Annotated in this window: 21 protein-coding genes; 9 read left to right on the plus strand and 12 right to left on the minus strand. The window is 70.1% G+C overall.

The features are described from left to right. Positions 1 to 81: 81 nt before the first annotated feature. From KME78_RS24260 to KME78_RS24275, 4 genes are read right to left on the minus strand one after another with little or no spacing between them, the layout of a single operon-like run. On the minus strand, positions 82 to 1,542 hold the full coding sequence (locus tag KME78_RS24260; protein WP_219531449.1) for an NAD(P)H-hydrate dehydratase: 1,461 nt from the start codon (positions 1,540 to 1,542) through the stop codon (positions 82 to 84). A 9-nt stretch (positions 1,543 to 1,551) separates the two neighbouring features. Next, a complete protein-coding gene (locus KME78_RS24265; protein WP_219531451.1) occupies positions 1,552 to 1,902 on the minus strand; it encodes a holo-ACP synthase in 351 nt (116 codons plus the stop codon). Positions 1,903 to 1,924: 22 nt separating this feature from the next. Next, positions 1,925 to 2,464 carry a hypothetical protein gene (locus KME78_RS24270; RefSeq protein WP_219531452.1) on the minus strand — a complete coding sequence of 180 codons (540 nt, stop codon included), beginning with the start codon at positions 2,462 to 2,464 and terminating at the stop codon, positions 1,925 to 1,927. A 32-nt stretch (positions 2,465 to 2,496) separates the two neighbouring features. Then, positions 2,497 to 3,888, minus strand: coding sequence for an aminotransferase-like domain-containing protein (locus KME78_RS24275; protein WP_219531454.1), 1,392 nt, complete (start codon positions 3,886 to 3,888; stop codon positions 2,497 to 2,499). Between KME78_RS24275 and KME78_RS24280 the strand changes: the two genes are divergently transcribed. Then, complete coding sequence (locus KME78_RS24280; RefSeq protein WP_219531456.1) at positions 3,887 to 5,110, plus strand: aminotransferase class V-fold PLP-dependent enzyme; 1,224 nt, start codon at positions 3,887 to 3,889, stop codon at positions 5,108 to 5,110. The two genes, KME78_RS24275 and KME78_RS24280, sit on opposite strands and share 2 nt — an antisense overlap. Here the strand turns inward: KME78_RS24280 and KME78_RS24285 are convergent. Further along, a complete protein-coding gene (locus tag KME78_RS24285; RefSeq protein WP_219531458.1) occupies positions 5,107 to 6,525 on the minus strand; it encodes an alkaline phosphatase PhoX in 1,419 nt (472 codons plus the stop codon). The genes KME78_RS24280 and KME78_RS24285 overlap by 4 nt on opposite strands. A 198-nt stretch (positions 6,526 to 6,723) precedes the next feature. Between KME78_RS24285 and coaA the strand changes: the two genes are divergently transcribed. Continuing rightward, complete coding sequence (gene coaA / locus KME78_RS24290; RefSeq protein WP_219531459.1) at positions 6,724 to 7,641, plus strand: type I pantothenate kinase; 918 nt, start codon at positions 6,724 to 6,726, stop codon at positions 7,639 to 7,641. On the opposite strand, the gene KME78_RS24295 is transcribed toward coaA, so the two are convergent. After that, the gene (locus KME78_RS24295; protein ID WP_219531460.1) at positions 7,613 to 7,750 is read right to left on the minus strand and encodes a hypothetical protein; all 138 of its coding nucleotides are present in this window, start codon (positions 7,748 to 7,750) and stop codon (positions 7,613 to 7,615) included. The two genes, coaA and KME78_RS24295, sit on opposite strands and share 29 nt — an antisense overlap. Positions 7,751 to 7,813: 63 nt before the next feature. On the opposite strand from KME78_RS24295, the gene KME78_RS24300 reads away from it, so the two are divergent. Genes KME78_RS24300 through KME78_RS24320 form a run of 5 tightly spaced genes read left to right on the plus strand, consistent with a single transcriptional unit; the run spans position 7,814 to position 12,169 of the window. Continuing rightward, complete coding sequence (locus tag KME78_RS24300) at positions 7,814 to 8,740, plus strand: DUF389 domain-containing protein (protein WP_219531462.1); 927 nt, start codon at positions 7,814 to 7,816, stop codon at positions 8,738 to 8,740. 40 nt (positions 8,741 to 8,780) lie between these two features. Continuing rightward, entirely contained in the window at positions 8,781 to 9,689 is a 909-nt protein-coding gene (locus tag KME78_RS24305) for an ABC transporter ATP-binding protein (protein WP_219531463.1), read from the plus strand. Then, on the plus strand, positions 9,682 to 10,542 hold the full coding sequence (locus KME78_RS24310) for an ABC transporter permease (RefSeq protein WP_219531465.1): 861 nt from the start codon (positions 9,682 to 9,684) through the stop codon (positions 10,540 to 10,542). The genes KME78_RS24305 and KME78_RS24310 overlap by 8 nt, the downstream gene beginning before the upstream one ends. Further along, positions 10,539 to 11,453: an ABC transporter ATP-binding protein gene (locus tag KME78_RS24315; protein WP_219531467.1), complete on the plus strand. Its 915-nt coding sequence runs from the start codon at positions 10,539 to 10,541 to the stop codon at positions 11,451 to 11,453. Before KME78_RS24310 ends, KME78_RS24315 begins: the two co-directional genes overlap by 4 nt. Then, positions 11,453 to 12,169: an ABC transporter permease gene (locus tag KME78_RS24320; RefSeq protein ID WP_219531468.1), complete on the plus strand. Its 717-nt coding sequence runs from the start codon at positions 11,453 to 11,455 to the stop codon at positions 12,167 to 12,169. The genes KME78_RS24315 and KME78_RS24320 overlap by 1 nt, the downstream gene beginning before the upstream one ends. On the opposite strand, the gene KME78_RS24325 is transcribed toward KME78_RS24320, so the two are convergent. The 6 genes from KME78_RS24325 to rplM are packed head-to-tail and all read right to left on the minus strand — an operon-like array spanning position 12,153 to position 18,252. Continuing rightward, the gene (locus KME78_RS24325) at positions 12,153 to 13,637 is read right to left on the minus strand and encodes a class I adenylate-forming enzyme family protein (RefSeq protein ID WP_219531470.1); all 1,485 of its coding nucleotides are present in this window, start codon (positions 13,635 to 13,637) and stop codon (positions 12,153 to 12,155) included. The two genes, KME78_RS24320 and KME78_RS24325, sit on opposite strands and share 17 nt — an antisense overlap. A gap of 9 nt (positions 13,638 to 13,646) precedes the next feature. Then, positions 13,647 to 14,750 (minus strand): GNAT family N-acetyltransferase, encoded by a 1,104-nt coding sequence (locus tag KME78_RS67270; protein ID WP_219531471.1) that lies wholly within the window; start codon positions 14,748 to 14,750, stop codon positions 13,647 to 13,649. Beyond that, positions 14,747 to 15,856: an ATP-grasp domain-containing protein gene (locus KME78_RS24335; RefSeq protein ID WP_219531473.1), complete on the minus strand. Its 1,110-nt coding sequence runs from the start codon at positions 15,854 to 15,856 to the stop codon at positions 14,747 to 14,749. The genes KME78_RS67270 and KME78_RS24335 overlap by 4 nt, the downstream gene beginning before the upstream one ends. 57 nt (positions 15,857 to 15,913) lie before the next feature. Further along, positions 15,914 to 17,260, minus strand: a complete 1,347-nt coding sequence (glmM, locus tag KME78_RS24340; protein WP_219531474.1) for a phosphoglucosamine mutase — start codon at positions 17,258 to 17,260, stop codon at positions 15,914 to 15,916. Between the two features lies 1 nt (position 17,261). Then, positions 17,262 to 17,783 carry a 30S ribosomal protein S9 gene (gene rpsI, locus KME78_RS24345; RefSeq protein WP_219531476.1) on the minus strand — a complete coding sequence of 174 codons (522 nt, stop codon included), beginning with the start codon at positions 17,781 to 17,783 and terminating at the stop codon, positions 17,262 to 17,264. A 25-nt stretch (positions 17,784 to 17,808) separates the two neighbouring features. Next, positions 17,809 to 18,252, minus strand: a complete 444-nt coding sequence (gene rplM / locus KME78_RS24350) for a 50S ribosomal protein L13 (RefSeq protein ID WP_219531477.1) — start codon at positions 18,250 to 18,252, stop codon at positions 17,809 to 17,811. A 319-nt stretch (positions 18,253 to 18,571) separates the two neighbouring features. On the opposite strand from rplM, the gene KME78_RS24355 reads away from it, so the two are divergent. Next, a complete protein-coding gene (locus KME78_RS24355) occupies positions 18,572 to 19,324 on the plus strand; it encodes a CAP domain-containing protein (protein ID WP_219531479.1) in 753 nt (250 codons plus the stop codon). A 24-nt stretch (positions 19,325 to 19,348) separates the two neighbouring features. Then, the gene (locus KME78_RS24360; RefSeq protein ID WP_219531480.1) at positions 19,349 to 20,281 is read left to right on the plus strand and encodes a hypothetical protein; all 933 of its coding nucleotides are present in this window, start codon (positions 19,349 to 19,351) and stop codon (positions 20,279 to 20,281) included. Positions 20,282 to 20,508 lie beyond the last annotated feature (227 nt).

Genomic DNA, 20,508 nt, shown 5'->3' on the forward strand with positions numbered 1-20,508 from the left:
GATGTCATCCCTCCAGTCTGGCAGCTCACTCGCGTGGTCGAGCGCGATTCGGCCTCTTGGGGGTGCCGACCGCCTTCCGGCTCACCTGGGAGAACGCGACGCGCCCCGCAGCATGCGGATCGCCGCCGGAACCGCCTCGGCCACGTCGGCGGCGGTCAGCGGGGCGTCGTCGGCCGCGATCCGGCCCGCCAGCCCGTGCAGGTAGGCGCCGCACGAACCCGCGTCGAAGCAGTCGAGCCCCTGCGCCAGCAGCGCGCCGGCCACGCCGGAGAGCACGTCGCCCGTGCCGCCGGTGGCCAGCCACGCGGTGCCGGTCCCGTTGACGCGTACCGGCAGGTCCCGCGTGGCCACGACCGTGGTCGAGCCCTTGAGCAGCACGGTCACGCCCAGCTCGGCCGCCGCCCGGCGGGCGTGTTCAAGCCGCCCCGCCTCGATCGCCGCCCGGTCGGCCCCCAGCAGCCGCGACAGCTCCCCCGCGTGCGGCGTGATCAGAACCGGCGCGGTACGGCGGAGCAGCGCCCTGTCCCCGGCGACCAGGGTCAGCGCGTCGGCGTCGATCAGGACGGGCACGTCACTGGCCAGCACCCTGGCGGCCAGCTCGTGCGCCCAGTCGCCGGTGCCCAGACCCGGTCCCAGCACCCAGGCCTGCACGCGCCCGACCTCGTCGATCGACGGCTCGCTCAGCTCGGTGATGACCGCCTCGGGCCAGCGGGCGCGTACCTGGGTCACCGGCTCCCCCGGCCCCACGTAACGCACCATCCCCGCGCCCGCGCGCAGCGCCCCGCCCACGGCGAGCACGGCGGCGCCGGTGTAGCGGTCACTGCCCGCCGCCACGCCCAGGACGCCCCTGCGGTATTTGTCGGACTCGCCCATCGGGCGCTTCAGCAGGCCGTAGACGTCATGGTGGGAGAGCGACACCACGTCGGGGTCGGGCAGGTACGGGCCGAGCCCGATGTCGATCAGCTCGAGCTCGCCCACGTGGCTCGCGCCCGGATCGACGAGCAGCCCGGTCTTGCGGGCTCCCATGGTCACGGTCACCTGGGCCGCGACGGCCGCCCCGGCCACCTGACCGGTGCTCGCGTCGACGCCGCTGGGCACATCCACCGCGACGACCAGGCCGGGCGCGGCGTTGGCCGCCTCGGCCAGCCGTGCGTACGGCTCCCGCAACGCGCCGGTCGCCCCGATGCCCACCAGCCCGTCGACGATCAGGTCGGCCTGGTCGAGGGCGTCCGGCCCGGCGATCGTGCCGCCCGCCCGGCGGAACGCCTCCAGACCGGCCTCGTGGGTCTTGGCGCCCGCCAGGACGGCCTCGACCCGGGCGCCCCGTCCGGCCAGCCGGGCTCCGGCGTAGAGGGCGTCGCCGCCGTTGTCGCCGCTGCCGATGAGCAGCAGGACGCGCGTGCCGTACACCTTGCCCAGCAGGCCGGCGCAGACGGCGGCCAGCCCGGCGGCCGCGCGGTCCATGAGCGTGCCGTCGGGCAGCCGCGCCATCAGCGCGCGCTCGGCGGTCCTGATCTGGTCGGCGGTGTAGGCGGTAGGCATGACCCGAAGCTATCCTTCCGCGATCACGTAGGCCATCGCCACCCCGGCGTCATGGCTGAGCGAGACGTGCCAGCGCTTGACGCCCAGTCCGTAGGCGACTTCGGCGGCCTTGCCGGTGACGTGGAGCGAGGGCTTGCCGGTCTCGTCGCAGCGCACCTCGGCCTCCAGGTGCCCGAGCCCTCTCGGCGCGCCGAGCGCCTTGGCGACAGCCTCTTTGGCGGCGAACCTGGCCGCCAGGGAGTGCACCGCGAGCGGCCGTTCGACCTCGGTGAACAGCCGCTCGCGCAGCCCCGGCGTGCGCTCCAGCGCCGACTCGAACCGCGCGATGTCGACGACGTCCACGCCGATGCCCAGGATCATCCCCCCAGGTTAACGGGCGCGCCTACAACCAACTGGCCCGGACGCTGTCGGCCGGGCCGTCATCGGGCGGCGTGCCGAGCTCGCCCTTTCCCACCCTGGCGAGCAGGCGGCTGACGCTGTCGATGATCTCGGGCACGTACCCGCGCAGCTCGGCCACGTCCGCGGCGATCGACTCGTCGCGCTCCACCCCCGCCTTCTCCAGCACGGTGTCCAGGTCCGCCAGCTTGCCCGCCAGCCATTGAAGGGGGTCACCCGACAGTTCCCGGTCGAACACACGTGGGCCCGGGTTCCATTCGGTGAAGGCCGGATGGTGATGGGTCCGGTCGAAGCTGCCGGGGCGGCCGTCGACCGATTCCAGCAGATCGACGCGCCAGATGGGCCGGTCCACGTTGATGGGCCGTGCCGAATAGATGGACCCTTTCAGCGGCGCTTGTTCGAGCATCCGCACTTCGAGACGTACGCCGTGCTCGGCTCCCTCCTGGCCCTTGCCCGGGTTCGGGTCGACGAAGTACAGATCGCTCACGGCCACGCCGATCCGCTCGAAACCGAAGATGTACAGCATGCTTCGGAGTATGAACAACCGCTTGGCCGCCTTCAACCGACGCGTGCCAGCCTCCGTACGCCCTCGACCAGCTCGGCGGTGTCAGCCGTGGCGGCGAACCCGAGGCGCAGCCACGCGGCGGGCACCTCGGTGGCGAAGTAGCGGCTGCCCGCGCTGACCGCGACCCCGAACTGCCGGGCGGCGCCGGCGACCGCCGGGTCGCTCAGCCCGTCGGGCAGGCGGACCCACAGGTGCAGCCCGCCGGTGGGCACTCGCGTGATGGTCCAGCCGGGCAGTTCGCGCGCGATGGCGGCGGCCAGCTCGCCGCGCCGCTCGCGCAGGGCCGTGGCCAGCGTGCGCAGGTGCCGTTCCCAGGCCGGCGAGCTGACCAGCTCCAGCGCGGCCTCCTGGAGCGGCCGGGTGACGAAGAAGTCGTCGACCAGGCGGACCGCCCGCAGCCGCGCCATCACGGGCCCGCGGGCGATCAGCGCCCCGATGCGCAGGCTCGGCGCGGCCGGTTTGGTGAGCGAGGTCAGGTGGACGACGGTGCCGTCACGGTCGGCGGCCACCAGCGGAGGCGGCACGGGCCCGCCATGGCCGAGGTGCCGGGCGAAGTCGTCCTCGATCACGAACGCGCCCGCCGCCCTGGCCACCTCGACCACCTGGCGGCGCCGTTCGGGCGCCAGCACCGCGCCGGTCGGGTTGTGGTGGGCCGGCTGGCAGTACAGCACCCGCGCGCGGGTCAGCTCGAACGCCTCGGCCAGCAGGTCGGGCCGCAGGCCGTCGGCGTCCATGGGCACCGGCACCGGGCTGAGCCCGGCCGCGCGGGCGGCGGCCATGGCTCCGGGGTAGGTGGGGGACTCCATCAGCACCGGGTTGCCGGGGCCGGCGATGGCGCGGAACGCCATCGACAGCGCGCTCTGCCCGCCCGCCGTGATCAGCACGTCGTCCGGGGTGACACCGCCGCCCGCCATGGTGGCGAACACGGCGCGCAACGGCGACAGACCGGCCGCGGGCGCGCGGTCCCACGCGTCGGGGCGGCGGGCCGCGCGGCCCAGCGCCGCGGTCAGTGCCCGCGTCGGCTGCAGCGATCGATGCAGGTAGCCGCCGTCCAGCATGATCGTCCCGGCGGACGGCGGGCCGAGCGCGTCGGTCAGCGAGCGGGTGTCCACGGCCCGGTCGGTGAGCGCGACCGTCTGCCAGGCGGTGTCGGCGACCGCGGCGCCCGCCCTGGCACGCGGCGCCACGAACGTCCCGCTGCCCGGCCGGGTGATCACCGCGCCCTCGGCGGCCAGCGCGGCGATGGCCTGCGACACGGTCACCGGGCCCACCCGGTAGCGCTGGACCAGGTCGCGGCTGCTGGGCAGGCGGTCACCCGGCGCCATCCCGGACAGCAGGGCCCGCAGCCGCACCGCCAGCTCCGCCGAACTGCTACTATCTGACATGAAACTGGATAATAGCGCTTTCGGCAGAAACCTTGAACCGCTACTCGACGTCGAGGCCCTGCGGGCCGACACTCCAGGGTGTGAGCAGGTCGTGCACTTCAACAACGCCGGGTGCGGGCTGCTGGCCGCTCCGGTGCTGGCCACGATGCTCGACCACCTGCGGCTGGAAGCCCAGATCGGCGGCTACGAGGCGGCGGCCGCCCGCGCCGGCCAGGTCCGCGAGTTCTACGCGGAGCTCGCCGGCCTGATCAACTGCCATCCGGAGAACATCGCGTTCGCCGGTAGCGCCACCCACGCCTTCTCCACGGCCCTGTCCGCGATCCCGTTCGAGGCCGGCGACGTCATCCTGACCACGCGCAACGACTTCATCTCCAACCAGATCGCGTTCCTGTCCCTGCGCAAGCGCTTCGGCGTGCGCGTCGTGCACGCGCCGGACGCGCCGGAGGGCGGCGTGGACGTGGCGGCGATGGCCTGGCTCATGCGGAAGCACCGCCCCCGGCTGGTGAGCGCCACCCACATCCCCACGAACTCCGGGCTGGTCCAGCCGGTCGCCGAGATCGGCCGCCACTGCCGCGAGCTGGACCTGCTGTACATGGTCGACGCGTGCCAGTCGATCGGCCAGCGCCCCATCGACGTGGCCGAGATCGGCTGCGACCTGCTCACCGCCACCTGCCGGAAGTTCCTGCGCGGACCGCGCGGCTCCGGCTTCCTGTACGTGTCGGACCGGGTGCTGAAGGCGGGCTACGAGCCGCTGTTCATCGACATGCACGGTGCCCGCTGGACCGGGCCGGACCACTACCAGCCCGCCGAGTCCGCCTCGCGGTTCGAGGAGTGGGAGTTCCCGTACGCGACCGTGCTGGGCTGCGCGGCCGCCGCCCGCTACGCCCGCGGGGTCGGCGTCGAGGCCATCGCGCGGCGCTCGCCCGCGCTCGCCGCCCGGTTGCGCGTCCAGCTCGACGCGGTTCCGGGGGTACGGGTGCTCGAACAGGGCCCCGAACTGGGCGCCATCGTCACCTTCACCATCGAGGGCTGGCAGCCGGAGCCGTTCAAGGCGGCGATGGACGCGCGGCGGATCAACTCGGCGCTCAGCTTCCGGGAGTTCGCGCAGTTCGACTTCGGCGACAAGGACGTCGACTGGTGCCTGCGCCTGTCACCGCACTACTACAACACCGAGGAGGAGGTGGACCAGGTGGCCGCCGCGGTCGCGGAGCTGGCCGTCTAGAACGAGCCCCGCGACCAGGGTCCCCAGATGGCGAAGGACATGCCCTCTTTGGACTGGATGTTGACGTACAGGGTGTGACCGCCGGGGCCGAAAGTGGAGCCCGCGAACTCCGCGCCAGGGTCTCCTTCCACCGGCTCCAGGCGGGCGAAGTCGAAGATCTCTCCCTTTTTGGTGAGGCCGCGCAGGAAGTTGTCGCCGTCGCCGTCCTCGCAGAGCACCAGCGTGCCGCGGGGGCTGGCCGTCACGTTGTCGGGCAGGTCCAGCACGGACGAGCGCGGCGACTCGTACACGAGCCTGAGCCGCCCGGTCCACGTCTCGTACGCCCACACCTGCCCGCGTCCCTTGCCGAACCCGGACGGCGGCGTGTCACCCTCGGCGGTGGCGCCGCCCTGGGTGGAGCAGAAGTACACGACGCCCTGGTGGTAGATGGCCCCTTCGAGCCGGGAGAAGATCGCCGCGCCCTCGGCCCGGCCCTGCTTGCCGACGGCCTGGACGGCCTCGTCGTTCGCCGGCTTGCCGGTGAAGGTGGGGTCGGGGTCGTCGATGGTCACCCATACCGTGTTGTACGTGACGCCGGCCCGCTGTCCCTTGGACAGGTCCTTGCGCGGGGAGCCCTTGATCGCGAGCATCTGCAGCCGGCCGCCGTCGAGCAGCCGCCCGGCCTTGAGCGGGTGCTTCGGCGGCGTGTAGCGGTAGAAGCCGGAGGCGAACGCGAAGCAGTCCTCGGTCAGGTAGAGGGCCCCGGCCTGCGGGTCGAACGCGGCCGACTCGTGCGCGAACCGGCCGGCCGCCTTGATCGGCTTGGCGTTGGAGGTGCCCGACACCGGCACCTCGAAGATGTAGCCGTGCTTGCGGGTCAGCTTGCTGTTGTCGTTGCCGTTGAAGTCGTTGGCCACGTCGGGGCCGTTGACGGTCTCCTCGCAGCTCACCCAGGCGTTCCAGGGCATGGGTCCGCCCGAGCAGTTCATCATGGTGCCGTTCAGCGACGGCGCGCTCTTGAGCACCTCGCCGTAACGGGTGACGTGGAGGGTCGAGGTGCCGCCGCCGGCCGCCGGGTCGTAGGCCTTGTCCTTGTTCCCGAACGCGCCGACCGGCCCGGCCACCTCGTGGTTGCGCACCAGGATCGCGGTGTCGCGCGGCCCGCGGAACGCGGCCATCCCGTCGTGCTTGCCCGGCACGATGGAGCCGTCGGAGTATTTGCTGCCCGCCGGGCTGAAGGAGCGGTACTTGAACCCCTCGGGCAGGTGCAGCCGGACCTTCCCGTCACGCGCGTCGCGCACCGCCTTCAGCGGCCCGTACCCGGTCGCCTGGGCGACGCCGCCCCTGGCGCCCGCGCAGGCGACTCCGGCGAACGGCCCGGCGATGCCGGCCGCGGCGGCCAGACCTGCTCTGGTCAGAAAGCGACGACGATCCACAAGGCCTCCCAGGGCTAGGTATCCGAACAGTAGCCTCTGACAAATCGCCGCATGCCCCGTTTCACCGAGATCCCAGGCGGGAGCCGCCGTCCATACCCAGATCTGCGACAAAGTAATCCCATGTCTTTATCCACAGGCTGTGGACAAAGACCGGCACCCGTCGAGAACGCATTTGGACCTCGTCGCTACGCTGCCAAGGTGAACAACGGCTACGTTGAACTGAGCAGGGAGCAGTGGAGCGAACTCCGCAAGAACACGCCCTTGACTCTCACCGCGGCAGAGCTGGAAGAGCTGCGTGGCGTCGACGACCCCATCGACCTCACCGAGGTCACCGACATCTACCTCCCGCTGACCCGGTTGCTGAACCTCCACTTCACCGGGTCCAAACAACGCAGTAGCGTGCTGAGCGCGTTTCTCGGGCATCCGGGGCAGCGCGTGCCGTACATCCTGGGCATCGCGGGCAGCGTCGCGGTCGGGAAGTCGACGACGGCGCGGCTGCTGCACACGCTGCTGGCCCGCTGGCCGGAGCACCCGCACGTGGAGCTGCTCACCACCGACAGCTTCCTCTACCCCAACGCGGTGCTGGAGTCCAAGGGGATCATGCATCGCAAGGGATTTCCGGAGAGCTACGACCGCAGGGCGCTGGTCAGGTTCGTGGCGGAGGTCAAGGCCGGACAGTCCGAGGTGTACGCCCCGGTCTACAGCCACCTCGAATACGACATAGTCCCCGGCGCAAAACAAGTGGTGAAAAATCCGGATATCTTGATCATCGAGGGGCTGAACGTGCTTCAGCCCGCCCCACCCACGTCCCTCGCGGTCAACGACTACTTCGACTTCTCGATCTACGTCGACGCCAAGGTGGAGGACATCCGGTCCTGGTACGTCGACCGCTTCCACAAGCTCCGCCGCACCGCCTTCGAAGACCCGCAGTCGTACTTCAAGTACATCGCCGAGCTGTCCGACGAGGAGGCGACGGAGTTCGCGGTCAACGTCTGGCGCGACATCAACGAACGCAACCTGGTCGAGAACATCGCCCCCACCCGCGGCCGCGCCAGCCTGGTCATGCAGAAAGGCGCCGACCACTCCGTCAGGCGGGTACGGCTTCGCCGAACCTGAACGCCTCCTCGAACAGGTAGGCCGCGAACCTGCCGGCGCACCCCTGATCGTCGATGTCGGCGAACCAGCAGTCCTCGCCCTCGTCGTGGCACCTGAACGTCTCCCTCATGCGAGAAACCCTCGCGTACCACTGTCAACACATCATCAACATCCGATCGACAAGAATGACCCCGTGCTGCACCTGCGATTGATCTGCCCGTCCGCCCGTACCAGCGAGGTGACGACCGTGCTCGACGAGTGCACGGGCGTCACCAACGTCGCCGTGCTGCCCGGCGCGGCCCGCGAGCCGGCGGGCGATCTGATCCTCTGCGACGTCGCCCGCGAGGCGGCCAACGAGGTGATCAGCAGACTCAAGTGGGTGCAGGACGAGGGGTCCATCGCCGTCGAGCAGATCCACCTGGCCCTGTCCAAGGTGGCCGCGGACGCCGTCGAGGAGGCTCCCGGCGACCCCGACGACGCGGTCGTCTGGGCGGAGCTCGCCCACAAGGTGCAGGCCGAGTCGCGCATCACGTGGGCATACCTCGCCTTCCTCGCGATCGCCACGCAGCTCGCGGGCATCGGCGTCCTGCAGAACTCCCCCATCCTGATCGTCGGCGCGATGGTGCTCGGCCCCGAGTTCGGGGCGATCGCGGCCATCTGCTTCGGGCTGCTCCGCTTCCGCGGCCGTCTGATCATCACCTCGGCCAGGACCCTGGTCGTCGGGTTCGCGGTGGCGATCGCGATCACGTTCGCCTGCGCGCTGGTCTCGCGCTGGCTGGGCTGGATCGACCTGGGCAACCTGCGGGTCAACGAGGAGGTCCAGTTCATCGTCAAGCCCGACCGCTGGTCGTTCATCGTGGCGCTGCTGGCGGGCGCGGCCGGGGTGCTGTCGATCACGGCCGGCAAGTCGTCGGCCCTGATCGGCGTCTTCATCTCGGTCACCACGGTCCCCGCCGCCGGCTACGTGGCCGTGGCGCTGGCGCTCAGCGACTGGGGCGAGGTCGCGGGGTCGGTCGCGCAGCTCGCGCTGAACATCGTCGGCATGCTCATCGCGGGCACGGTCACCCTCGCGGTCCAGCGGAAATTCTGGCCTCAAGTAGGACATCGTTCATCCGTGTGAACGAGGCCACACCCCATCATCGGCCGGTAGGGTCCCGACCATGCACATCCTCGCTACCGAGGGGCTGACCAAACGCTTCCCGACCGTCACCGCACTCGACCAGCTGACGGTCACCGTCGGGGCCGGCGTCACCGGCCTGGTCGGGGCGAACGGCGCGGGCAAGTCGACGCTGATCAAGATCCTGCTGGGCCTGCTGCCACCGACCGGGGGCGGCGCGCGCGTGCTCGATCTCGATGTGACCACGCAGGGCGCCGAGATCCGCAGGTTCGTCGGTTACATGCCCGAGCACGAATGCCTCCCCCCTGACGTGTCCGCCACCGAGTTGGTCGTCCACCTCGCCCAGATGTCCGGGCTGCCGCGCACGGCCGCCCGAGAGCGCGCCGCCGACGTGCTGCGCCACGTGGGGCTGGCCGAGGAGCGCTACCGCGCCATCGGCGGCTACTCCACCGGCATGAAGCAGCGCGTCAAGCTCGCCCAGGCGCTCGTCCACGACCCCAAGCTGATCTTCCTCGACGAGCCGACCAATGGGCTCGATCCGCGTGGCCGCGACGAGATGCTGGCTCTGATCAGGCGCATCGGCACCGACTTCGGCATCAGCGTGCTCGTCACCTCGCACCTGCTCGGCGAGCTGGAGCGGATCTGCGACCACGTGATCGTCATCGACGCGGGCCGGCTGCTGCGCTCGTCCGCGATCGCCGAGTTCACCCAGGCCACGCAGACCGTCACGGTCGAGGTCGAGGAGGGCACACAGCCGCTCGCCGAGCGGCTGTCCGAGCTCGGCCACACGGCCACCCAGCACGGCCGCCTGCTGGTGGTCGAGGTGACGGGTCCGGAGACGTTCGACGCGATCCGCGACGCGACCGTCGATCTCGATCTCTGCCTGATCCGGCTGGAACAGGGCCGACACCGCATCGAGGACGTCTTCAGGGAGGAGGCGGCGAATGTCTGAGATCTATGACATCGGTTACCGCCACTACGACGGTCCGCGACTGGGCCGCGGCTACTCGACGCGCGCTCTGACCGTCCACAGCCTGCGCGGCGTCTTCGGCCTCGGCCGTACGGCGCGCAGCAAGATCATGCCGTTCGCCCTGGGCGTCATCATGCTGCTGCCCGCGGTCGTGTCGATCGCGATGATGGCCCTGATGAAGCGGCACGGAATGAGCTACAGCAGCCTCGCGGTCTCCATGCAGACGGTCCTGGCGATCTTCCTTGCCTCGCAGTCGCCGACGGTCGTCGCGCCCGACCTGCGCTACCGGGTGTTGCCTTTGTACCTGTCACGGCCGGTCACGATCGCCGAGTACGTGACCGCCAAGGTCATCGCCATGACCGTGGCGCTGTTCCTGCTGATCGCGCTGCCACTGACGCTGATCTACGTGAGCGAGCTGGTCATCGACCTCGACGGGCCGCCACAGACCAAGGAATACCTCGGGGCCATGGCCATGGCTCTGCTGCTGTCGATCCTGCTGTCGTCGTTCGGCCTGGCCCTCGCCTCGCTGACGCCCAGGCGCGGGCTCGGCGTCGCCTCCATCATCGCCGTCTACCTGCTGACCTCGGCCTCCGTCCCGGTCATCTACGGCACGCTGGAGTCGACGGGCAACGACTCGGGGGCCCTCTGGGCCTGGCTGGTCAACCCGTTCTGGCTGGTGGACGCCGTACAGGTGTGGCTGTTCGACACCACGCCCAACGCGCTGGACGGCAGCGGCTACCCGCCGGGGCCCGCCCCGGCGATCATCGTGGTGGTGCTCATCGCGATCGGACTGGGGGCGCTCGCGGCGCGCTACCGGAAGGCGGCCGCCCGATGAACATCGAGCTCGCACAGGTCTCGCGCTGGTACGGCAACGTGGTGGCGGTCAACGACGTCACGATGACGATCCGCCCCGGCGTCACCGGCCTGCTCGGCCCCAACGGCGCGGGCAAGTCGACGCTGCTGCACATGATGGCCGGGTTCCTGGCCCCCTCGGGGGGCACGGTGACGATGGACGGCACCCGGATCTGGAAAAATCATCACATCTACCGGAACATCGGCCTGGTTCCTGAACGGGAGGGTGTCTACGGGTTCCTCACCGGCTGGCAGTTCGTCCTGTCCGCCGCCAGACTGCACGGCCTGCCCGATCCGATCGAGGCCGCCCGCAAGGCGCTGGCCACGGTCGAGATGGAGGAGCCCAAGGACCGCCGCGTCGAGACCTACTCCAAGGGCATGCGCCAGCGGGTGAAGGTCGCCGCCGCGCTCGTCCACGACCCGCCGGTGCTGCTGCTCGACGAGCCGTTCAACGGCATGGACCCGCGCCAGCGGATGCACCTGATGGACCTGATCCGCTCCATGGGCACGGCGGGCAAGACGATCCTGTTCAGCTCGCACATCCTGGAAGAGGTCGAGCGGGTCGCCCAGCAGATCGAGGTACTGGTCGCGGGCAGGCACGCCGCCTCGGGCAACTTCCGCGAGATCCGCCGCCTGATGACCGACCGGCCGCACCTGTTCAGGATCCGGTCGAGCGACGACAGGAAGCTCGCCGCCGCCCTGATGCTCGACAGCTCGGCGGGCGGCGTGGCGCTCGGCCCCGACGGACTGGAGGTCCAGGCGGCCGAGTTCCGGCGCTTCGCGCGACTGCTGCCCCGCGTCGCCCGGACCGAAGGCATCCACCTGCACCAGGTCTCCCCCGCCGACGAGGACCTGGAGAGCGTGTTCGCCTACCTGATCAACCGGAGTACTTGATGAATACGGTGGTTGCAGGGATCACGTATAGGGCGCTGTTGGGCCGGCGCAGGATCGTTCTGCTGCTTCTGCTGCCGCTTGCGCTGATCGCCTTGGCGGTCATGCTGCGCCTGTTCGGCGGCAACGACCCGCACTCGGCCCAACTGCTGATGGACAACTTCGCCATCGCTGTAATGCTCCCGTTGCTCGGCCTCATCGCGGGAACCGGGGTGATCGCCCCGGAGATCGACGACGGCACGATCATCCACCTGATGTCCAAGCCGATCTCGCGGCCGGTCATCACGCAGACGAAGTTCCTGGTGGCCGCCTCGCTGATAGCGGTGTTCGCGGCGGTCCCGACGTACTTCTCGGCGTGGCTGCTGGTGGGCAACGAGGACGGCCTCGCGGCGGGCTACGCGCTCGGCGCGCTGGTCGCGGGCATCGCCTACGTCGCGGTGTTCCTGCTACTCGGCACCATCACCCGCCACGCGGTCACGATCGGGATCATCTACGCGCTGCTGTGGGAGACGGTGGTCGGCACGGTCGTGCCGGGAGCTCAGAAGTTCTCCATCCAGCAGTGGGGCAAGACGATCGCGATCCAGATCTCCGACAACCCGTTCCTGACGGCCAACGTGACGCTCGGCTTCGCCATCCCGGCGCTGATCATCGTGACGCTGGGCGCGGTGCTCTGGGCGGGACAGCGGCTGCGTGTCTTCGCCCTCACGGGCGACGAATAGCCGCACGCAGCGCCGCCCGGTCGAGCTTGCGCCTGCTGGATCGCGGGAAGTCCGCGAGCACCGCGATCCGGTCGGGCAGCGCGCCCGCGTCGACCAGCGCGGGCAGCCGGGCGCGTACGGCCGCCTCCTGGAAGCCGTCGCCGGGCACCAGCGCCAGCACGACCTCCTCGTCACCGGTGACCGGATCGGCCAGGCCGACGATCGCGGCGTCGGCCACGCCGGGCAGCGCCGCGATGGCCGGTTCGTACAGGCTCGGGTAGATGTTGAACCCGTCGCGAAGGATCATGTCCTTCTTCCGGCCGAGCAGCACGAGGCGGCCCTGTCCGTCCAGACGGACCAGGTCACCGGTGGCCACCTCGTCGCGCGGCGGCTCGCCCAGATAGCCGCGCGCCAGGTGCGGGCCGCTGACGACCAGCTCCTGGTCCTCGGTGAACCGCACGCCGACCCCCGGCAGCGGCGCGCCGAGCAGGTCTCCCTCGGCGCAGGCCAGCTTCTCCGCCGCGCTCGCCAGTGCGATCGGCAGCGCCTCCGTCATGGCGTAGATGCTCAGCACGTCCGCGCCGGGCGCGGCGGCGATCGCCTTCCGCAGTACGGCCGGCGGCGCGGGAGCCGAGCCGAGCAGCAGGTGACGCAGGCTCTCCGGCAGCCGCTCCACCCGCTCGACGAGGGCGGCCAGCTCGACGGGCACACAGTACAGGTGGGTCACCCCGCGCTCGAAGATCAGCTTGTCCGGGCCGGGCATCGACCAGGTGGCGCCGCCGATGAGCGCGGGCAGGCCCAGCATCAGGCCGTCGGTGTGGACGACGTCGCCGGGCTCGACGGGGAAGCGGTCCCTGAAGATCTCCAGCCCGGCGGCGAGGGACGAGCGGGTGTGCACGACGGCCCTGGGGTGCGCGGTGGTGCCGGAGGTGAAGATCACCGCCGCCGGATCGTCCGCGCTCGTGTCAGTGCCGGTGCCGGTCGGGGGTCCGTTCAGGCCGCGTAACCGTACGGCGTCCTTGGGCACGCCGGGCAGCCAGCGACCGGTGTAGGCGTGACGCAGCCCCAGCTCCGGCAACGGATCGCGGAGACCGGGCAGGAGCACACCCCGGCGCCTGGCCAGGGCGCGCAGTGGCGCGAACGACGTGACGGCGTACAGCAGCGACCCCGCCACCACCCAGCGCGGCCGGGCCAGCCGGAGCCGGGCCTGCAGGATCTCCGGCGCGAGACCGGGATCGGCGAGCACCAGCACCCCGCCTGCGGCGACCACGCCCAGCGCCACGGCGATCGCGTCCGGCGAGGGCTCGACGGCGTAGAGCACGCCGTCCCCGCGCGCGAGCCCCTCGGCCACCAGCCGGTCGCGGATGCGCAGCGCCCGCTCACGCAGCCCGCCGAACGTCAGCTCCCGTCCCCGCGCCCCCACGATCGCCGTCGCCCCCGGCGTACGCTCGCAGGCGGCGAACACCTGAGCCAGCAGATCGCTACCCATCCCACTCCCTCAAAGCTCGTAACGCCGCATGACCGGCACCGCGACCCGATCGAGCAGCCAGGCCAGCACCACCCAGCCCGTACGACGCCGCCACGGCAGATGCCCGACATGCACGGCCCGGTACTCGGTCTCCGGCACCCCGCCACGCAACCGCTTGAACTCCCCCGCACCAGCACTGTCGTTGACCGCGAGCCCCTCGTCCACCGCGATCTGGTAGACCAGCGCGCTCAGCATCCGATACAGCCCGACCTGCTGCGGCAGCGCGGTGTCGTACCCGAAGATCGGCGTGGTCAGCGTCCCGTCACGGTGGAAGTAGCCGAGCACCCCGGAGATCCGCCCGTCCCTGGCCAGCGCCCAGTAGGTGATCGTCCCCGCCCGCATGGTCTCGCGGACGAACCGCTCGGTGAACTGCGGATTGTTCCGCGAGTACTTATCCAGATAAAGCAGGTTATAAAGCTCGACCACCCGAGCCGCGTCATCCTCGCCCGGCCGCACCACCTCATACCCCCGGCGCTCGATCAGCCGCAGATCACGCCGCCACTTCTTGCGCTGCCTGGCCCCCTGCTCCCCCGGCCGCACCAGGTAGATCCGCCGCCCCGGCACCATCACACAGCCGTCGATCCGCCGGTTCACCGAGCAGAACCCGACGGCGTGCCCGGGGAACCGCTCGCGCAGGAACCGGATGGCCGCCTGCTCGTGGGCGGGCTCGATCGCCGGATAGAGGTTCGTGGACAGCAGCCAGTTGTTGACCAGCACCACCCGGTCCAACTCCGACCACCGGCACAGCGCCCCCAGCGCGGACAGCGCCGCCGCCAGCACCGCGCGCAGCACCCCGCTGCCGAGCACGCGCAGCTCCTCACCGGCATAGGTCACATAATGCGTGTACGGCGAGCACACCCACGCGTTCCCCTGCTCACCGTCGTTGACCGACACCGGCAGCACCACGCGCCCGTCCACCAGCAGAACCCCGTAGGTCGTGGCCACATTGCCGACGAACGCCTCGGTCCCGCCCTCGACCAGCGGCACCAGGTAGTCCCGCGCGTAGGCCCCGTCCTCGGTCTCGGGCCAGGGCAACTCGCCGAGGTCGTCCCTCGTGTACAGCTCGGCCTTCACTGACCGTTCCACTCGATGTCGTACGTCGAGCACTCGATCAGCGACCGCCGCGTCCACAGCGAGCGGATCCAGTTCTCCCACAGCACCCCGAACTGCGCCGCGAACGGCCCCCGATCGCCCTTCACCGCGATCACGTCGTCAGCGGACGAGACCACGCTCGCCCACCGGCGCAGCTCCGGCCAGGACCGCACGCCGGCCAGCCCGAACCCGAGCATCGCCAGCCCGATCATCGCCCGCGCACCGGGCGCGGGTCGCAACGGCTCGTCCGGCAGGTCACCGAGCAACACCCCGGCCAGCTCGTCACCCAGCAGATGGACCCCGCTGGTGGCCCGCGGATTGCACTCCATCGGCACCACCCGGTCACCGGCCATGAAATCGAAGGCGATCTGCCCGCTGAACCCGGCCCGCTCCACGAACCGCGTCACCCAGCCATCCACCTCGGCATGCTCCACCGGCTCAAAACTGACACAAGCCCCGGAAGCCGTGAACTCCACCGCGTACGCGGCATGAGCCACCACCCTGCCCTTGACGGCCACGGAGTACGTGCAGATCTGCTCCCCACCGAGCAACTCCTGAGCCACCCAGGGCCCCTCGCCCGCCCTTAACGCGATATTTCCCCGCACCACCTGCACCTTCGTACCAAAGCGCGAAAAAACCGGCTTCAGGACGAAGGGACGTTGAACCCCCACCAGGGCGTCCTGCGACGTCACCAGCACCGTCTCCGGCACCGGCAGCCCGAACCCCTTCGCCAGCTGGACGAACTCCCACTTGCTGTGCAACGCCCGCAGCGTCCCGAGCGGCTCGGCCAGCACCTCGCAGTGCAGCCGCTTCCGCCCACGGGCGACCCAGAAGATCTCCTCGCAGGTGGGTACGACCAGCCGCACGCCCTCCAACTTGACGATGTCGGCCAGCGCGTCGGCGAACGCCTCAGGGGCCCGGTTGGGCGGCGGCACCCGATGGCTCACCGCCACGGCCGCGGACCGCGCGCAGAGCTGCGCCCGCGAGCTCTCGGCCACCACGACCCGCACGCCCGACCTGGCGAACTTCCTGGCCAGGTCCAACGCCACAGGGGCCCGCCCACCGGTGATCAGCACAGTCACGCTCACCAGCCGCAGGATACGCGTGGGGGGCACGGCGGTGCCGTGCCCCCCACAGGAAGAACCTCAGACGCAGGCGACCCGCACCACGTCGGCCAGCCGGCCCGCGACCTCGGAGGCGTGCTCCTCGGACGAGGCCTCGACCATCACGCGGATCATCGGCTCGGTGCCGCTGGGCCTGATCAGCACCCTGCCGGTCTCGCCCAGCTCCTTCTCCGCCAGCGCGACGGCCTCGGTGAGCTCGGGCACCGACGCCTTGCCCCGGTCCACGTCCTTGACGTTGATCAGGATCTGCGGCAACGGTGTCATCACCGCGGCCAGCTCGCGCAGCGACTTGCCCGACCTGGCCACGACCGAGAGCAGGTGCAGCGAGGTGAGCAGACCGTCTCCGGTGGTGGCGTGGTCGAGCATGATGACGTGACCCGACTGCTCGCCACCGAGGTTGTAGCCGCCGGACTTCATGCGTTCGAGCACGTAGCGGTCGCCCACCGCGGTCTCCACCACGTGGATGCCCGCGTCACGCATGGCCAGCTTGAAGCCCAGGTTGGACATCACGGTCGCGACCACGGTGTCGTTGGCCAGCGTGCCCTCGGCGTGCATGTCGGCCGCGAGGATCGCCATGATCTGGTCGCCGTCGATGATCGCACCGGTGTGATCGACCGCCAGGCAGCGGTCGGCGTCGCCGTCGTAGGCGATGCCGAGGTCGGCGCCGCGTGAAACGACCACCTGCTGCAGTTTGGGCAGGTGGGTGGAGCCGTAGCCGGCGTTGATGTTGAGGCCGTCGGGCCGCGCGCCGATCGCCTCCACCCTGGCTCCGGAGCGCACCAGCGCCTCGGGGGCGACCATGTGGGCCGCGCCGTGAGCGCAGTCGACGACGATGTCGAGCCCGTCGAGCCGGCCGCTGACGGTGGTCAGCACATGGGAGATGTAACGGTCGGCCTCACCGTACGCGTCGCGCACCCGGCCCACGGCGGAGCCGACGGGAAAGGTCCAGTCCTCGCCGAGCCGGCGCTCGATCTCGTCCTCGACCGCGTCGGACAGCTTGAAGCCGCCGCGGGCCAGGAACTTGATGCCGTTGTCCGGCGCCGGATTGTGCGAGGCCGACAGCATGACGCCGAGGTCGGCGCCGAGTGCGGCGGTGAGGTAGGCGACGGCCGGGGTGGGCAGCACGCCGAGGCGCAGCACATCCACTCCGGACGACGCAAGGCCGGCGACCACGGCGGCCTCGAGGAACTCCCCCGAGGCACGCGGGTCCCGGCCTACGACGGCCACAGGACGACGTCCTGTGGCCGCGAACGCGCCCGCATCGCCGAGGACGTGAGCCGCCGCGACCGAAAGGTCCATGGCGAGCTCCGCCGTGAGATCGCGACCAGCGACCCCACGAACCCCGTCGGTGCCGAAAAGGCGCGCCAATTTAGCGCTTGCTGTACTGCGGAGCCTTGCGGGCCTTCTTGAGGCCGTACTTCTTCCGCTCCGTGGCGCGGGCGTCACGGGTGAGGAAGCCGGCCTTCTTGAGAGGCGCTCGGTTGACATCGACATCAAGGATCGCCAGCGCACGGGACAGGCCCATGCGGAGCGCGCCGGCCTGGCCGGTCACGCCGCCACCGTCGATGCGCGCGATGACGTCGAACGCCTCTTCGGCACCGAGCACCACGAAGGGCTCGTTGACGATCTGCTGGTGGACCTTGTTGGGGAAGTAGGTGTCCAGCGAACGACCGTTGATCGTCCACTTGCCGGTGCCAGGGACGATGCGCACGCGGGCGATCGCCTCCTTCCGGCGGCCGGTTCCGTACGAGTTGCCCGTGGTGACGGGCTTACGCACGGGAGCGTCAGCGCTGGCGGTGGACTCGGTGGTGTACTCGGAAGGGAACTCCTCGCCGGAGAAGCCTTCCACCTCGGCCTCGACGGCCGTCTCGACACCGGTGGGCTCAGCCACGGTTCTCCTCTAAATCTTTCGGAAACTACTGGGCGATCTGGGTGATCTCGAACGGCACCGGCTGCTGGGCCTGGTGCGGGTGCTCGGACCCCGCGTAGACCTTCAGCTTCTTGGCCATCTTCCGGCCGAGGGAGTTCTTCGGCAGCATGCCCTTGACGGCCTTCTCGACGGCCTTGTCCGGCCGCTTGTCCATGAGCTCGCCATAACTGACGGAACGCAGACCGCCCGGGTAACCCGAGTGACGGTAGGCCTTCTTCTGCTCACGCTTGTTGCCGGTGAGCGCGATCTTGTCCGCGTTGATGACGACAACGAAGTCACCGGTGTCGACATGGTTGGCGAAGATCGGCTTGTGCTTGCCGCGGAGCAGGATCGCGACGTGGCTGGCCAGCCGGCCCAGCACGACATCGGTCGCGTCGATGACGTACCACTGACGCTGGACGTCGGCGGGCTTCGGTGAGTACGTGCGCACGGTCGTAGCCTTCTTATGCTCGCGTCTTCGGCGCTGTCGGAAGTGACAGCTCTAGGGTCGGTCGGTGCGGGCACACGGCAGCCCGGACCTTCCGTCTCCCCGCCCGATGGGCTGATGATGGGAGATGACGCCGGACGCGCCGCGCATTGGTCACGCTGGACCTATGCACACAACGATTGATTAGGCTACCCGCACTTAAGGGTGCTGGTCAAAAGACCGGTAACCCGAAGGCGAGTCTACCTGACACAGAACGGTTCGATTTCGGTTCCCTGGGATCCCTTCTTTCCCAGGACCAGACATCTCTATCGTTGACTGCGGCATGTGGCACAACTCTCTCACCCGGCACACCCAGCGGAGCGCACGGCGCCGGAACCATCTGGGGGTGCTCGCCTGCCTCATGGCGGTTCTCTTCACGGGTGTGTTGATCGGGCGGATGACCGACGAGGCGGATCCCGCCGACCACATCTACCTCAACGAGACGGCCCCGCCCGCCGCCGCGGCCAAGGTCAAGGCCACACCCAAGCCCAAGAAGGCGCAGCCGTACGCCGGGCGCATCGCCAGGGAGACCACCACCGGGATCCCGCGCGGCCGGGCCAGCATCCGGCCCACCAAGCGCCCGGACAAGAACACGGTGCCCGGCTACACCGCGGAGGACCCCACGCGGGTGCTCGGCGAGCAGACCGTCGAGGTGTCGCCGGCGATGGGGGCCAAGGTCGTCAGCCTCACCAACGCCGCCAGGGTCAAGCGCGGCTGCGCCCCGCTCCGGACGGACGCCAGGCTGACCCGCTCGGCCCGCGCGCACTCCATCGAGATGGCGGAGAGCGGCCGCTTCACCCATGACTCCCCCGACGGCTCGTCACCGTGGGACCGGATGGAGCGCGCCGGATACCGGATGGGCGCCGCCGAGAACATCGGCCGCGGCTACACCTCGCCGGAAGAGGCGGTCCGCGGCTGGCTCGACAGCGCCGACCACCGCCAGAACATCCTCAACTGCCGCATCGAGTCCATCGGCGTCGGCGTGGTGGCCGGTCCCGGCGGACCTTGGTGGACCCAGGACTTCGGTTATTCATGACCACCTTCACGGTAATGTCGCCGCATGGGTTTTCCCGACGAACGTGACACCAGCACGGAGAGCACTCCCCGCCGTTCTCGCAGGGCCCGTGACACGGCCGAACCTAGCGGCACCCGCAACCCCTTCGAGCCGGTCGCGGCCAGCTCCTCCCGCAGGGCCAAGGACAAGGACAAGGCCCCGGCGGCGGCCGAGCCGGCCGCCGAGCCGGTGGCGCGCAGCCGCACCTGGAGCCCCTATGACGAGGGCAAACGCTCGCGCGGACCGCTCTGGGCCACGCTCGGCGGCCTCGCGGTGCTCGGCGTGTTCGTCGCGGGCCTCGTGGTGATGTTCAAGTCGGGCGACTCCCAGCAGGCACAGACCGAGGCGGCCCGCCGCACCTCCGCGCCGCTGCCGTCGGCGCCGCCCGGCAAGTACAGCTACGCGTCCGACCGCAAGACCGACCCCGACCCGCTCACGGTCAAGGAGCTCTTCGCGACCAAGAAGGTCACCGTCGCGGGCCGCTCGTACACGATGACGACCACCAGCAAGGTCAAGAAGTGCGCCGACGGGGCCACCGGCGGCAAGATCCAGAAGGCCCTCAAATCCGGCAAGTGCACGCAGATCATCCGCGCCACCTTCCGCGACAAGGCGGGCAAGGTGATGGGCACGGTCGGCGTGGCCAACCTCACCTCCACCAAGGCCGCGACCAAGGTGCGGTCGGTCGGCAGCAAGACCGACTACGTCAAGCCGCTGGCCGGCAAGGACTCGCTCACCAAGAGCCTGGGCACCGGCAGCGGCGGCACCCAGATCTGGATGTACGGCCACTACGCCGTCATGATCTGGTTCCAGAACAAGGACGGCAGCAAGCCCGACAAGAAGGGGCAGAAGAAGCTCTTCCAGGCGGTCGACGACATCACCAAGGCCACCGTCTTCAAGGCTCTCGACGCCCGCACGCTGACCGGTCACTCGGGTGCGTAAACGCGCTTAAACCTATTCATAAGTACTCAAATAGCATCGATGATCCAGTCGGGAACGCCCATACCGGCATAACGATCTCGCGACTCTCGCTAGGCTCCCCCTTATGCGTGGCCAGGAACCTGGGTCTGAGAACGATCGTAGGGAATCCGACGGCTCGGCCGCACCGGCGACGCCCCCGCCGAGCTTCGGCCAGCCCCTTCAATATCCCGAGTCCCGGGCGTCCCAAG

It is taken from the genome of Nonomuraea guangzhouensis (genome assembly GCF_019396345.1).
GTDB classification, from domain to species: Bacteria; Actinomycetota; Actinomycetes; order Streptosporangiales; family Streptosporangiaceae; genus Nonomuraea; species Nonomuraea guangzhouensis.

Coding starts and splice junctions, on each gene's coding strand:
- KME78_RS24260 (WP_219531449.1), bottom strand. CDS start 1,542: ATGCCTACCGCCTACACCGCCGACCAGATCAGGACCGCCGAGCGCGCG.
- KME78_RS24265 (WP_219531451.1), bottom strand. CDS start 1,902: ATGATCCTGGGCATCGGCGTGGACGTCGTCGACATCGCGCGGTTCGAG.
- KME78_RS24270 (WP_219531452.1), bottom strand. CDS start 2,464: ATGCTGTACATCTTCGGTTTCGAGCGGATCGGCGTGGCCGTGAGCGAT.
- KME78_RS24280 (WP_219531456.1), top strand. CDS start 3,887: ATGAAACTGGATAATAGCGCTTTCGGCAGAAACCTTGAACCGCTACTC.
- KME78_RS24275 (WP_219531454.1), bottom strand. CDS start 3,888: ATGTCAGATAGTAGCAGTTCGGCGGAGCTGGCGGTGCGGCTGCGGGCC.
- KME78_RS24295 (WP_219531460.1), bottom strand. CDS start 7,750: ATGAGGGAGACGTTCAGGTGCCACGACGAGGGCGAGGACTGCTGGTTC.
- KME78_RS24305 (WP_219531463.1), top strand. CDS start 8,781: ATGCACATCCTCGCTACCGAGGGGCTGACCAAACGCTTCCCGACCGTC.
- KME78_RS24310 (WP_219531465.1), top strand. CDS start 9,682: ATGTCTGAGATCTATGACATCGGTTACCGCCACTACGACGGTCCGCGA.
- KME78_RS24315 (WP_219531467.1), top strand. CDS start 10,539: ATGAACATCGAGCTCGCACAGGTCTCGCGCTGGTACGGCAACGTGGTG.
- KME78_RS24320 (WP_219531468.1), top strand. CDS start 11,453: ATGAATACGGTGGTTGCAGGGATCACGTATAGGGCGCTGTTGGGCCGG.
- KME78_RS24325 (WP_219531470.1), bottom strand. CDS start 13,637: ATGGGTAGCGATCTGCTGGCTCAGGTGTTCGCCGCCTGCGAGCGTACG.
- KME78_RS24355 (WP_219531479.1), top strand. CDS start 18,572: ATGTGGCACAACTCTCTCACCCGGCACACCCAGCGGAGCGCACGGCGC.
- KME78_RS24360 (WP_219531480.1), top strand. CDS start 19,349: ATGGGTTTTCCCGACGAACGTGACACCAGCACGGAGAGCACTCCCCGC.